At 42.1% G+C, this 13,052-nt stretch carries 12 protein-coding genes; 7 read left to right on the top strand and 5 right to left on the bottom strand.

The window, feature by feature from the left end; translation table 11 throughout:
* Positions 1-195: 195 nt before the first annotated feature.
* Positions 196-891: a phosphoribosylglycinamide formyltransferase gene (gene purN, locus JMX48_RS12885; RefSeq protein WP_201538450.1), complete on the bottom strand. Its 696-nt coding sequence runs from the start codon at positions 889-891 to the stop codon at positions 196-198.
* The gene (gene purM / locus JMX48_RS12880; RefSeq protein WP_201538448.1) at positions 891-1,940 is read right to left on the bottom strand and encodes a phosphoribosylformylglycinamidine cyclo-ligase; all 1,050 of its coding nucleotides are present in this window, start codon (positions 1,938-1,940) and stop codon (positions 891-893) included. The genes purN and purM overlap by 1 nt, the downstream gene beginning before the upstream one ends.
* 341 nt (positions 1,941-2,281) lie before the next feature.
* On the opposite strand from purM, the gene JMX48_RS12875 reads away from it, so the two are divergent.
* The 3 genes from JMX48_RS12875 (at position 2,282) to JMX48_RS12865 (ending at position 5,258) form a co-directional block, all read left to right on the top strand.
* Positions 2,282-3,388: an AI-2E family transporter gene (locus JMX48_RS12875; protein ID WP_201538446.1), complete on the top strand. Its 1,107-nt coding sequence runs from the start codon at positions 2,282-2,284 to the stop codon at positions 3,386-3,388.
* A 302-nt stretch (positions 3,389-3,690) separates the two neighbouring features.
* The gene (gene hda, locus JMX48_RS12870; RefSeq protein ID WP_201538444.1) at positions 3,691-4,494 is read left to right on the top strand and encodes a DnaA regulatory inactivator Hda; all 804 of its coding nucleotides are present in this window, start codon (positions 3,691-3,693) and stop codon (positions 4,492-4,494) included.
* A gap of 56 nt (positions 4,495-4,550) precedes the next feature.
* Positions 4,551-5,258 (top strand): DUF2057 family protein, encoded by a 708-nt coding sequence (locus JMX48_RS12865; RefSeq protein WP_201538441.1) that lies wholly within the window; start codon positions 4,551-4,553, stop codon positions 5,256-5,258.
* 132 nt (positions 5,259-5,390) lie between these two features.
* Here the strand turns inward: JMX48_RS12865 and JMX48_RS12860 are convergent, their stop codons facing one another.
* Positions 5,391-5,876, bottom strand: a complete 486-nt coding sequence (locus JMX48_RS12860; RefSeq protein ID WP_201538439.1) for a Dps family protein — start codon at positions 5,874-5,876, stop codon at positions 5,391-5,393.
* 209 nt (positions 5,877-6,085) lie between these two features.
* On the bottom strand, positions 6,086-6,745 hold the full coding sequence (locus JMX48_RS12855) for a YcxB family protein (protein WP_201538437.1): 660 nt from the start codon (positions 6,743-6,745) through the stop codon (positions 6,086-6,088).
* A gap of 210 nt (positions 6,746-6,955) precedes the next feature.
* Here JMX48_RS12855 and JMX48_RS12850 point away from each other — a divergent pair, with 210 nt between their 5' ends.
* The 4 genes from JMX48_RS12850 to JMX48_RS12835 all read left to right on the top strand — a co-directional run bounded on the left by JMX48_RS12850 (position 6,956) and on the right by JMX48_RS12835 (position 11,850).
* Positions 6,956-7,180 carry a hypothetical protein gene (locus JMX48_RS12850; protein WP_201538435.1) on the top strand — a complete coding sequence of 75 codons (225 nt, stop codon included), beginning with the start codon at positions 6,956-6,958 and terminating at the stop codon, positions 7,178-7,180.
* The gene (serS, locus tag JMX48_RS12845) at positions 7,173-8,459 is read left to right on the top strand and encodes a serine--tRNA ligase (RefSeq protein ID WP_201538433.1); all 1,287 of its coding nucleotides are present in this window, start codon (positions 7,173-7,175) and stop codon (positions 8,457-8,459) included. Before JMX48_RS12850 ends, serS begins: the two co-directional genes overlap by 8 nt.
* Before the next feature lie 277 nt (positions 8,460-8,736).
* Positions 8,737-10,734: a transketolase gene (gene tkt / locus JMX48_RS12840; RefSeq protein WP_201538431.1), complete on the top strand. Its 1,998-nt coding sequence runs from the start codon at positions 8,737-8,739 to the stop codon at positions 10,732-10,734.
* Between the two features lie 81 nt (positions 10,735-10,815).
* The gene (locus JMX48_RS12835; protein ID WP_201538429.1) at positions 10,816-11,850 is read left to right on the top strand and encodes a hypothetical protein; all 1,035 of its coding nucleotides are present in this window, start codon (positions 10,816-10,818) and stop codon (positions 11,848-11,850) included.
* A gap of 29 nt (positions 11,851-11,879) precedes the next feature.
* Here JMX48_RS12835 and JMX48_RS12830 read toward each other — a convergent pair whose 3' ends face one another.
* Positions 11,880-12,872 (bottom strand): DUF4424 family protein, encoded by a 993-nt coding sequence (locus tag JMX48_RS12830; RefSeq protein WP_201538427.1) that lies wholly within the window; start codon positions 12,870-12,872, stop codon positions 11,880-11,882.
* Positions 12,873-13,052: the final 180 nt, after the last annotated feature.

Below are 13,052 nucleotides of genomic sequence, written 5' to 3'. Positions count from 1 at the left end.
TGGCTGTCTATAGCTAAATACTGAGTGGCTTTCTGACTGTCATAGTCATCGAAAAATTAAATCGATAGGTCGGATACTGCTGGTATAAACTTTTCTCGCTTGCTGTGCCGTTGCAGACAGAGGCTTCGAAACAATTATCGTAAAAACAAGCATCCCAGCAGTACCGTAAATAATCTATGGTTCTTTGACTATATATCAATCTTCTAGATATAGCTTTAAAGGCAGCGTCGGTAGAAAGATGCTTTGCTGACTGATGGCTTCATCATCTTTCAATGACAAAACCCCTTTGGCTAAAAGCAAAACGGTCCAAGGCAGTAGCTGATGTTCGAGCTTTTGCACCCGTTTCTGTAAGCCATCAGCCGTGTCTTTTTGATTGATGTCTAACACAGCCTGAGTCAGAACAGCGCCAGCATCAAGATCAGCGGTGACGACATGGATACTACAACCATGATGACGCTCACCCGATTGTATGACACGTTGATGTGTATCAAGGCCTTTATAGGCAGGTAGCAAGGAGGGATGCAAGTTAATCATCGGTGCTGGCGCATTATCAATAAATGAGCCACTCAGTACCCGCATAAAACCCGCTAAAACAATCAAATCAGGCTGCCATTCTGTTAGCTGCTCACTGGCATGGCGCTCAAACGTTTTGATGCCCATGCGTTTACCGCTAGCAACGTGTGACAGTATCGCGACAGGAATGGAGGCTGCACTCGCACGTGTGGTGGCATAAGCGTCATCACGGTTGCTAATAACGCCTACAATCTCAATCGGTAGCGTGCCTGCCTGCATCGCATCGATTAACACTTGCAGATTGCTACCACTACCAGATACCAAAACGGCAACTCGTAATGGTTTGGTCGTTTGGGCTTGGTTCGTATTAACGGACATTAACGGTATACCACCGCGTCCACGTCACGTTTGATCATTTCACCCAGTTGCCACGCATTTTCGCCCGCATTGTTTAAAATCTCAATCGCGCTCTCGGCTTTATCTTTAGGAACAACGATGACAAAACCAACGCCACAGTTAAAGGTGCGATACATCTCGTTCTGTGCGATATTGCCTTGAGTTTGTAACCAAGTAAATAGCTCTGAGAACTGCCAGCTATTGGTATCGATACTAGCGGCTAGATTTTCTGGCAATACACGAGGTAGGTTGTCGGTTAAGCCACCACCTGTGATATGTGACATCGCATGTAAGGACGAGCTACCAAGAGTATCTTGTAAGGCTTTAATGGCTTTTACATAGATGCGAGTAGGCGCCATTAGCGCGTCTTGAATAGGCTGACCGTCTAGCTGCTCATCGCTGCTAGTGACATCAATACCGCTGACTTCGATGACTTTTCGAACCAATGAATAGCCATTAGAATGCGCGCCACTTGAGGCAAGCGCAATTAATACGTCACCTTCAGCGACATTTTCGCCCGTGATTACCTCGCTTTCTTCAACCACACCCACACAGAATCCAGCCAAATCGTAATCATCATCTTGATACATACCTGGCATTTCAGCCGTTTCGCCACCAATCAGCGCACAATTTGACAGCTTACAGCCTTCACCAATACCAGTGACGACAGTCGCCGCCACATCAATATCGAGTTTTCCTGTTGCGTAATAGTCTAAAAAGAATAATGGCTCTGCACCGCAAACGAGCAAATCATTAACGCACATAGCGACCAAATCAATGCCGATAGTGTCATGACGATTCAACTGCAATGCCAGTTTGAGTTTAGTACCGACACCGTCAGTACCCGAAACCAATAACGGTGATGTGTAACCCGTCGGAATACGACAAAGCGCTCCAAAGCCGCCAAGTCCACCCACAACTTCAGGGCGAGAGGTGGCTTTTGCCACTGATTTAATACGTTGAACCAACGCATCGCCAGCATCAATATCAACGCCAGCATCTTTGTAGCTTAAAGAAGGCTTGTTGCTCATGGTCATCTCACAAATTTTATAGGGAATGAAGGTCAGTCAGTAGAAACGTTAGTCGGTCGTGTTAATTCTGTAGATAGTGCGCGCATTATACCCAAAAATGACCGCTACTCGCAAAGCAACTTGCCGATATTTGGCTGATATTTCGCTAGGATTTGCTTTAAGCGGTAAATAATGAGGTAAGAAACAAAAAATGACTGATTTTTTGTCGTACTCTGCGATAATAGCATGCTAAATTTACGGTCAATAACCACTCGTTATTGGTATGATATTGCTCGATAAAATATACGGCTCACATCTTTACGCCACTCTCTTAAATTAGCCTAATGATAGGATTGCTTAATATGATAAACCAACCAATAGATCCCTTTTTTCGGCGCTTGTTTATTGTCGTTGGTTTGGTAGTGAGTATTTTTTTATTGTATTTGATGTTGCCCGTCATTGTACCGTTTGTCGTTGCATTTGTACTCGCTTATCTATTTAACCCATTGGTTAAACGATTATCGAAATATATTAAGCGCTGGATAGCGATTATTATTGTTTACTCTACCATCACTTTGGGCATGGCATTGCTACTTTGGTGGTTGATACCGACACTGTGGCATCAGCTGCAAGCTGCCTGGGATTATTTGCCTAAAGTTTTGAATTGGTATAATGACGTGGTGCGTGAATGGTTCACTAATAACAGTCGCATCCGTTTGCCAGAATTAGAGCCCAAGGGATTCTCCGAAACATTGGTCGAATATATGCAAACCAATTATAAATTCGAAGATGCCAGTTCTGTGATGAGCCAAATCATTGCCTCAGGTATGAATTTTATCAATAGTGCCGGGCTCATTGTATTGGTACCGATTCTAACCTTCTATTTCTTATTCAATTGGGATCAGCGTTTGAATACGTGGAAGATGGCGGTTCCTGAGCCGTATTATGCAAAAGTCGTCAATATTGCTCAAGACTGTGATCGTGCATTAATGGCTTTTATTAAAGGTCAATTATTGGTGATGGTGTTACTGGGGGCCATTTATGCCATACAGTTGCAGCTTATTGGTCTTGAGCTTGGACTTATCATTGGTATGGTGGCAGGTATCGCAAGCTTTGTTCCTTATTTGGGTTTTGGTGTTGGTTTTATCGCTGCCATCACGGCTTGTTTATTCCAGTTTGGGATGGACTGGACCTATCTGTCGTTGATTGTCGGTGCGTTTTTGATTGGGCAAGCAGCGGAAGGTTATATCCTACAGCCATTGCTATTGGGTGATAAGATTGGTTTATCACCGCTGTGGGTTATCTTTGCGGTATTAGCGGGAGCAAGCCTACTGGGTTTCGTTGGTATGCTGATTGCGCTGCCTGTCTCTGCCGTTCTTAACGTATTATTCCGTCATTTATATGCCCACTACCGCACAACGGATTTTTATAAAGGCCGTAAGCAGTTGGCTTTATTTACAAAGAATTAAGCGATTTATGGTTAAATCACTATCGTAATAAGAGATTGGTCGGCAATCAGATAAATGATAAATGATAAATGATAAATGATGAGTGGCAAACAGTGAGTGATGACGCTTAATCCGTAAAAGACTTGTCAGTCATTTTGCAAATATGTTATATATAGGCGCAGGATTGCTCGCATCAACTATGATTAAGTTCAGTATAGTAATGCAGCAAATTTTTATCAGGTAGTATGAAAGTATCCCAAAGAAAGCTATTAACCATTATTTATTCTTTTTTATATTGCATTACGCAAACGAGTTGACGATTCATGGCAGAAGCACAGCTAAGTCTCAATCTGGACATTAAGCATGATGCAAGTTTAAGCGACTTTGCCGGTCCTGGTTGGATGTCGATTATTGATGCAGTACGGCAGCTACATGTCGGGCTGATTGGTCAGCTGTATCTGTTCGGCAGCCCTGCTACTGGCAAATCGCATTTGCTTTCTGCTATTTGCGAGTCATTCATTGAGATGGACAAGTCAGCGATTTGTTTGTCACTCAATGAGCTGATTCATACAGATGTCCATGTACTGTCCTCTTTAGAGAACTTTGATCTGATTGCGATTGACGATTTAGAAGTGCTTGAGCAAAGCAGTCAATGGCAAGAAGCCTTGTTTCACTTGATCAATCGTAGTCGTGAAGGTCAGCGTCAGTTATTGTTTGCTGCAAACAAATCTGCGGATGATTTGCCTTTTCAGCTAAGAGACTTGCTAACCCGTCTGGCGCAAGCACCGACGTTTAAAGTACCAAATGGTCATGATTTAGCTGACCGTCAGGCGTTGTTGCAGTCTATTTTACGGAGGCGAGGTTGGCAGTTTGATGATCGAATTATTGATTATTTGCTCACCGAAGGGCCGCATCGTATTGGCGCAATGATGGATGTGCTTAATTATATTCAGCCGATGTTTTCTAACCTTGGGCGTAGTAACATATCCAAAGCGGTCATCAGTGATGCACTACGTACCATTGATGAGCAGACATTGGCGGCAGAGTTGGCTGATATTGCTCAAGAGACACAAGTAGATAATAATGCAGCTGACCAAGATCAACATACGATGCCACTCGATTTTTAGCATTAAGAACATAAAACTTTCTATCTAAAACGCTTTTACTACTAATGGAACCAATCATGAAACCAAACGCTTCTTTGCTAAAAAAAATGACCATCAGTACGTTGCTTATAGGGGCGGCTTTCGTCCCTATGCTGTCACAGGCAGCCGTAACGCTAGTGATTGGTGACCATATGAAAGTAACTGCTATTAATGGGCAGGAATTGGGGCAGAGCCTTTTTCAACAATCAGCAAAAGAATTTACGCTTGAGCCTGGTCGACATGCCATTACCGCTAAATATGATCGCTTATATGATTTGAGCCGTGATGAACATGACTATCTGCGCTCAGGTAACGTCAGCGTGGTAGCAGATTTGACGGACAATCAGACTTATCGTCTCACTATGCTGAATCAGCCAGAAGACTACAGAGCGGCTAAAGAATATGCCAAACGTCCAACATTGGCGATACAACAAAACAATACTGTGATCGCAAGTGCACAAGGTATAGCGAATAATCAAGGCAGCTTGTTTTCAGGTTTGGGTAAAGCATTAGGTGGTGTATTTGATGGTGCAGGTGATGCTGAAACACAAAATCAGCGTGCCATCGCCGCGATAAACCAGCCATCTACCACCACTCAAATCAATGCGAATACGAACACCATAGCCTCAATCAGTCCAAGCACCAACATGAGCTCATCTACTGACAATTTGGATCAGTTCATGCAAATTTGGCTACAAGCAACGCCTGCTGAGCGTGAAAAAATGCGTCAATGGATTCAGAAGTAAGTTACTCCTTTTATAATAAGTGACTTCTTTGATAATAAGTTGCTTCTTTCAAAAAAAGCAGAGCAATAAAAAAGCACCCATTTAGGTGCTTTTTTATTGCTCTGAATATATTCGTTGTTGGTCTAAGAAGGATTAGCCTAAGAAAGCGTTATACATCCAAACAAGCTTTTCTTGTTGCTGTGTATAATCATCTACCAAATCAGCACTACCTTGATCGTCTGCTGTTTGAGCCAACGCTGATACTTCACGTTGTTCTTCGATCAGTGCCTGCAAACCTGTAACGATACCTTTCACACAAGTATTGCCGTCTTTGACGTTCTTATCTTCTTCAATGCCAGTATGCTGAGCAAAGTCGCTATAGGCATGAAGCGGTGTGCCGCCTAAAGTTAAAATACGCTCTGCGATTTCGTCAATCTGAAGTTGTAATTCAGTATACAGCTCTTCAAATTTAGGATGTAGTGAAAAGAAGTGCTCGCCTTTTACGTTCCAATGGTAACCACGTACATTGATATAGAACATATGATAGCTTGAAATCAAACCGTTTAGCTTAGCGATAACTTCGCTCATATCTGCTTTTTCTAAGCCAATTTGGTTAGTAGCATTATTGGTATTACTCATAATATTATCCTTATAGTGTGAGTGTTGATACAAAATAAACTGTTTATGACTTGTCTTTTGATGCTTACTATAATAACAAAAATCCGTTTATAAGTTAAATTTATTAAATACAACGATGTGATTGGTTTTTTAAAAATGAGAATGGTTTTTTAAAGGGTAAAGTAGCCCTCTTTATCGTCAATGTGAACGATAAAGAGGCGCTGTGTTCTCTAAGCGGGTGGTTGCAGACTTTCAGGGTTCAAGCCTTTAACCGGAATAATCTCTTGCAAATGTTGACGTACCGTATCAATCGGAAATTTTTCTGTTTGCAAGCGTTTAGGTACGATTTGGCTGCCTTGCTGACCTTTCATCTCAAACATCATAAAAATATAATCATCAGTTTCATCCCAGCTTTTAACGGCACTCCAAGGAATAATCGCTTGCTGAGTAGAGCCAGCACGCATCTGCATGCCACGCATTTGTGAGCTTTTCATCAAGTCAGGCTGATTGGTTGGCATCGCCATGACCAAACCATGCTTTTGTACACCCAGTTTCATTTGACGCATCTCATCAGGCATTTCTTGATCAGAAACCTGTTTTACAAATTCTTTTTTGACATACCATTTAAAACCAAGCGTACGAATCAGTACATAAATCACGACTGCAGCCAGCATCACCCAAAAAATAATGGTTGAATAGCCTGTGACGAAAACCAGTCCTGCAAGTGCTAATACTATGACGACTGCCATGATGATCCATTCTTTCTTTTTGATGCTTTTTAGACCAAAAGAGGGGCTGGCACTGGCAAACAGTTCGTACTGCGCTTGTTGAAATTCAGCCTCAGTTAGATTTAAGGCGACAGGTTGCAGAGTGTAGGGGTACAAGGCCATAAAGGTTTCTCAAATACTTGTATTAAAAGCGTTGGGTTTAAACAGCCAAATTAAAGCAGTGACGCCTTATTTGTCTGAAAATAGAATAAAGTTATGCGCTTATCTTACCGAAAAGTACTCCTAAATGAAACAGATAAGCCACTCTGTTCACTGATAGACGTCATATTACTGCTATTAATTGAGTCAGATGATGTTTATGAGGACTCTTGAATGCCCAAAGCGTATCATCAAGTTGAAAATAGCCTGCCATTAATTATCAAAGTGATGGATGAAAGTATCGCCAAAACATGGTCAAATGTGATGGGTCTTGGTATTATAGCGGCACAGCCAATTGTTACTAATCTAGTGATAACAATATGCTGGGCAATGACTATATTAATGATATTTTCAAACCTCTTACTCACTTTTAGCGTTACAGGCAACTATTATGATTGATCCGAAACTCTTACGCGGCGATTTAAGCGATTTACAACAGCAATTGGCCACTCGTGGCTATGCGCTTGATATGGATTTTTGGCAAACCGTTGAGTCCGAACGTAAATCTCTACAGGTCAAAACCGAAGAGTTGCAATCGCGCCGTAATGCAGGTGCTAAGCAAGTGGGCGCGCTGAAAAAGTCAGGCGAAGATGCTAGCGAATTGCTGGCTGAGATGCAAAGTGTCAGTGGCGAAATTAAAGAAGCTGAAGATAATCTGCGTAGCTTGCAAGAGCGCATTAATAAAGCAGCGATGCAAATTCCGAATATCCCAGCAGCAGATGTGCCCGTGGGTACGTCAGAAGACGATAACGTCGAGATGCGCAAGTGGGGCACGCCGCGCACGTTTGATTTTGAGATTCAAGATCATACTCATATCGGTGAGACGCTGGGTATGCTCGATTTTGAAGCTGCCATCAAGTTGACGGGCAGCCGCTTCAATGTGCTCAAAGGGCAGCTTGCGCAAATGCATCGTGCATTGATTCAGTTTATGCTCAATACCCATACGATCAAGTATGGATATACTGAAATGTATGTGCCTTATATCGTTAATAGCGATAGCCTAAAAGGTACGGGCCAATTGCCAAAGTTCGAAGATGATTTGTTTAAGCTAAGCAATCATACTAATAATGATGACATGGATTTTTATCTGATTCCAACGGCTGAAGTACCAATGACTAACTTGGTGCGCGGCGAGCGTTTAGACATCAGCGAGTTACCACTGAAATTCACCGCCCATACGCCGTGTTTCCGTAGTGAAGCGGGTTCGCACGGTCGTGATACTCGCGGTCTGATTCGTCAGCATCAGTTTGAAAAGGTTGAGATGGTCAATGTTTGTACTAACGATCAGTCCGATGACTTGCTAGAAGCCATGACAGGGCAAGCCGAATATATCTTGCAGCAGTTAAACCTGCCGTACCGCACGGTGCAACTATGTACTGGCGATATGGGTTTTGCGGCACAAAAAACCTATGACATCGAAGTATGGTTACCAAGCCAAGACACGTATCGCGAAATCTCTAGCTGTTCTAACTGCGGTGATTTTCAAGCGCGCCGTATGAGCACACGTGTCAAAGATGGCAAGCAAACCAGCTTGGCACACACGCTAAATGGCTCAGGTTTGGCAGTCGGCCGTACGCTATTGGCTGTCATGGAAAACCATCAGAATGCGGATGGCAGTATCACGATTCCAGAAGTCTTGCGTCCATTTATGGGCGGTGCTGAAACCATATCAGCTTAATAAAAGTCTGTTTATATAAGCGGTGCATCTTTAGATAGATTCGCCGCTCATGGTTAATAATCTATTATAGTTGATTATTTAACAAAACTGATAGGAGTGATTGCTAAATGCAAACGCTTCTATCAGTGCATTTTTAGTTTAGCTTATGGCAAATATGTTAATATTACGCCTTAATTAAAAGCCTTATTCTTAAGAGCGTTTATCGCGTTCTTATTCTATTGTTCAATCACTTTTCCTCTTATGCTCCACACTTCTCATTCGAATATTAGGACACTCTATGCCAGCTCCAATTAGCGAACGTAAACTAGCCAATGCCATCCGTGTACTGTCGTTTGATGCAGTTCAAAAAGCCAATTCTGGACATCCGGGCGCGCCAATGGGTATGGCCGATATTGCCGAAGTTTTGTGGCGCAAATTTTTGAAGCATAATCCTGCTGACCCGCAGTGGCATAACCGTGACCGCTTTGTATTGTCAAACGGTCATGGCTCGATGCTGATTTACTCGTTGCTGCATTTATCAGGTTATGATGTCAGCGTTGATGATCTGAAAGATTTCCGTCAGTTGCATTCAAAAACCCCTGGTCATCCTGAACTTGGTTATACCCCAGGTATTGAAACGACCACTGGTCCGCTAGGACAGGGTATTGCTAATGCGGTCGGTTTTGCGATTGCAGAAAAGACACTAGCGGCACAGTTCAACCGTGAAGGGCATAATGTCGTCGATCATCATACCTATGCGTTCTTAGGTGATGGTTGCTTGATGGAAGGCATCAGTCATGAAGTGTGCTCGCTCGCTGGCACGTTAGCACTTGGCAAGCTGGTATTCTTTTATGATGACAACGGTATCTCAATCGATGGCAATGTCGAAGGTTGGTTCACTGATGATACTGGGGCGCGTTTTGAAGCGTATGGCTGGCAAGTTATCAAAGTTGATGGTCATGATGCCGACGCGATTACCAAAGCGACTGAGCAAGCGATTAAAGAAACGACTAAGCCAAGTCTCATCATTTGCAAGACCACTATTGGCGCTGGTAGCCCGAACAAGCAAGGTTTAGCGGCTAGCCATGGTGCGCCGTTGGGTGATGACGAAATCGCCTTGACTCGTGATGCCTTGTCTTGGAAACATGCGCCATTTGAATTAGATGACGAAATCTATGAAGCGTGGGATGGCAAAGCCAAAGGCGACGTGCAACAAAAGAACTGGGAAGCTGACTTTGACTCTTATAAAAAAGCCTATCCAGAATTAGCCGCTGAATTACTACGTCGTCTAAATGGTGATTTGCCTGCTGATTTTAATAGCCAAGCGCAAGCCTACATTCAGCAAACTCAAGAAGCGGGTGGTGATGTCGCCAGTCGTAAAGCCAGTCAAAATGCCATCAATACCTTGCAGCCATTATTGCCAGAATTGTTGGGCGGCTCAGCGGATCTCGCTGGCTCGAACCTGACGCTATTTAAAGGCGCTAAAGGCATCGAGAAAGACGCTGACGGCAACTATATCTATTATGGCGTGCGCGAGTTCGGTATGACCGCGATTGCCAATGGTATTGCATTGCACGGCGGCTTTATCCCTTACGTGGCGACGTTCCTCATGTTTATGGAGTACGCGCGTAACGCGGTTCGTATGGGCGCATTGATGAAGCAACGTATCATCCATGTCTATACTCATGATTCTATTGGTCTAGGTGAAGATGGTCCAACGCATCAGCCAGTTGAGCAGTTGACTAGCCTACGTACCACGCCAAATCTACGCACATGGCGTCCGTGTGATGCGACTGAATCTGCCAGCGCTTGGGTAGAAGCAATCAAATCAGAAAACAATCCATCAGCATTGATCTTTAGTCGTCAAAGCTTGCCACATCAAGCGCGTGATAGCGAGCAAGTAGTCAACATCACCAAAGGTGGTTATGTACTAGCGAAAGAGCAAGGCGAGCTACAAGCCATCATCATTGCCACAGGTTCAGAAGTTGGCCTTGCGATGGAAGCGTATGAAACACTAAGCGCAAATGGCGTTGGTGTCCGGGTGGTGTCTATGCCGTGTGCAGAGATTTTCGTGGAGCAAGATGCTGACTACCGCGCGTCCGTATTGCCTGCCAATATTCGCGCCCGCGTCGCAGTAGAAGCGGCTCATGTGGATTACTGGTATAAGTTCGTCGGTCTAGATGGCAAAGTCATTGGTATGACGACTTATGGTGAATCTGCGCCAGCTGAGGACTTGTATAAAGAGTTTGGAATTACTGCGGATGCGGTGGTTGAGGCTGTACAGAGTTTAGTTTAAAAAACTCTTTTAAAATATATTTTAAGATTGTTAAACATAGGATAGACTGAATTCGTTCAGTCTATTTTTTTGGATAAAATAATGAGTGTGGTTCTATATCTTGAACTAGTGAATTATGAAGGTAAAAACGTTTATCAAGATGTCTTGCTTGAACACATTGATGATGTTCAGAGTCTTCTAAAGCGCTGTGAGTCTTTAAAAAATTATGATATTAATTTGACTAAATCAATGATTCAAATGATTGAAGAGCTCATTAGTGATACGAAAAATGATTCTCCCCAATCATTCATAACCAAAATAGCTACAAAAATTTCCAAGCTTAACTTTGATCAAATCAAACAATATATAGACCAATGTAATGGTTTTGAGACTTATGAAAAACTGCCTTTTAATCCATATGAAGAGCTGAATTTAAAATTGTGGGATCTTTTTTCTTTAAGTGTTTGTAGTGACCATCTACTATGGCTATGTCAGCAAAGTGAGTTTACGATAGCTGAATATAGTCGCTTTTTTACAGATGTAGGTATGCAAGTTTCAAATATAGATAACTTTCACTATCATCCTTTTTATCATGAAATCTACTATGTCGATGATGAAATCAAGCTTGGCGAACAAGCGCAAATAGTTATAAAAGAACAGCTATATCCAATGATTATGTTTGGTGATTTACAATTTTCTAGAGCGGGAGTAATTGTTTACGATCATTCCTCAATAGATAAAAATCTAGCTGAAAATAGTGAGATGTATTTTGTCAATCGCCGAGATAATAGAAAATGTCATGATCTTTCACATGGCTGGGGACATAACTCGCGTTGGCGAACTGATTTTGTTAGAAATTATGAGACAGCTAATGAATGGAAGTTTAATGTCGATGGCAAGATAGATTTGCGTAGTGAGCAGGATTATTTACAAGACTGTGTAGAGTATGGGGGAGAGATGCTCATTACAGTAAAAGCTGCAAGAGAATTATTGGTAAATAGATGTTTTATTCATCAAAACAATATTCGACAAATAATACAATCAGAATTATTTCCTTATGACTGGCGTTTGAATATCAGTAGGGTAAATTTCGATTACATCAAATGGATAGAAAGTATTAAGAGAAATGACAAATGATAATTGGCTAAAAAATACTCTATTGATTTTTACCTCATAATAAAAGCGACATCAAAATCATGCTTGGGCACAAAATTCGTTTCTTTAATCTCAAATGTTGTGGCGTCTACTTTTTTAACTTTACCCTTACCTTTCCAGCAGAACGATACTAGCTCATCAGGATCGCGCTCTACAGTAAGTTTGAAATTGGTTATAGGTTTTGCCCAGTTAGCACCTGTGGTCAAGATGTAGCTTAAGGCATGATAGGGGCGAGCGCCAGTCTTACTCAATGCTTGCTCCGTAGCTCCGTCCACGCAAAAAGTGGCAAATTCATGTTCTCCTAAATGTACCGAGCCACCGACTAGTGGTTTATAAGCGTGTCTGACTTTAGTAATTGTATGGGCCTTAAAAGTTTGCTTCCAGCTATAGACAACTTGTGAATCCCAAGGGATATAATGGTCTTCTCTGTTTTCTATAAAACGATTTAGTGCTTTATTATTACAAGATAAAAGCTTCTGATTGACATATTCGGTATCTACTTGAGAAGTCCAAGGCCCCATCATAATCGCCTCGTTAAGACCGCAGGACTTGAATAGTGCAGTGGTATCAACAGCGTTGTCCGCGTAAGTTGTATCGGTATTCTTGATGATAATCGGATACATAAAAGTGCGCACATGTTCAGCAGGCATAATTGACTTATCGTTTACCCAAACTTGAAAGTTGTTATAAGTAGCACTGGTATCGGCATAGTCTGAATCGGTAAAGCTAGGAATAGCTGGCATCGGAAACAAAATAGTTTCAGTAATGTCTTTATTAGTTAGATTCTTAAACTCGTAATCAACGCGAATTTTATCTTTTGAGATATATAAATTCTCACTATGCATACTGATATTTTTATTCTTAATATAGTCAACACCGCCTGTACCAACGTAACCTGTAGAGTCGTTCGCTTGGGCTGTCGTTATGGCTAGTAGAGCTGTGCAGGCGAGCTTGAAGCTTATATTAAGGCATGACTTAATCAACTTAGTATTATCATTTAGCATAGTAGGCATCCTTGCGCTTCTAGTTACATTACTGAATAGTTTATACCGAATATCGTTCGCTGTACGGTCTAATAGTGGCTAATCTAAAACAAAAAAAGAGTGACTAGGGCGTGTCTTCAATTCATTTTACAATGAACGATAGTACACGCTAGATAGAGCATTGACTTAAAATTACGAGCT

It is taken from the genome of Psychrobacter immobilis (assembly GCF_904846225.1).
Taxonomy (GTDB): Bacteria; Pseudomonadota; Gammaproteobacteria; order Pseudomonadales; family Moraxellaceae; genus Psychrobacter; species Psychrobacter immobilis_F.
The sequence above is the reverse complement of the archived record's forward strand: the minus strand, read 5'-3'. Positions and strand labels throughout refer to the sequence as shown.

Excerpts from the sequence above, each read along its gene's own strand:
- purN (WP_201538450.1), bottom strand. The coding sequence starts at position 891 with ATGTCCGTTAATACGAACCAAGCCCAAACGACCAAACCATTACGAGTT.
- purM (WP_201538448.1), bottom strand. The coding sequence starts at position 1,940 with ATGAGCAACAAGCCTTCTTTAAGCTACAAAGATGCTGGCGTTGATATT.
- JMX48_RS12875 (WP_201538446.1), top strand. The coding sequence starts at position 2,282 with ATGATAAACCAACCAATAGATCCCTTTTTTCGGCGCTTGTTTATTGTC.
- hda (WP_201538444.1), top strand. The coding sequence starts at position 3,691 with ATGGCAGAAGCACAGCTAAGTCTCAATCTGGACATTAAGCATGATGCA.
- JMX48_RS12865 (WP_201538441.1), top strand. The coding sequence starts at position 4,551 with ATGAAACCAAACGCTTCTTTGCTAAAAAAAATGACCATCAGTACGTTG.
- JMX48_RS12860 (WP_201538439.1), bottom strand. The coding sequence starts at position 5,876 with ATGAGTAATACCAATAATGCTACTAACCAAATTGGCTTAGAAAAAGCA.
- JMX48_RS12855 (WP_201538437.1), bottom strand. The coding sequence starts at position 6,745 with ATGGCCTTGTACCCCTACACTCTGCAACCTGTCGCCTTAAATCTAACT.
- JMX48_RS12850 (WP_201538435.1), top strand. The coding sequence starts at position 6,956 with ATGCCCAAAGCGTATCATCAAGTTGAAAATAGCCTGCCATTAATTATC.
- serS (WP_201538433.1), top strand. The coding sequence starts at position 7,173 with ATGATTGATCCGAAACTCTTACGCGGCGATTTAAGCGATTTACAACAG.
- tkt (WP_201538431.1), top strand. The coding sequence starts at position 8,737 with ATGCCAGCTCCAATTAGCGAACGTAAACTAGCCAATGCCATCCGTGTA.
- JMX48_RS12835 (WP_201538429.1), top strand. The coding sequence starts at position 10,816 with ATGAGTGTGGTTCTATATCTTGAACTAGTGAATTATGAAGGTAAAAAC.
- JMX48_RS12830 (WP_201538427.1), bottom strand. The coding sequence starts at position 12,872 with ATGCTAAATGATAATACTAAGTTGATTAAGTCATGCCTTAATATAAGC.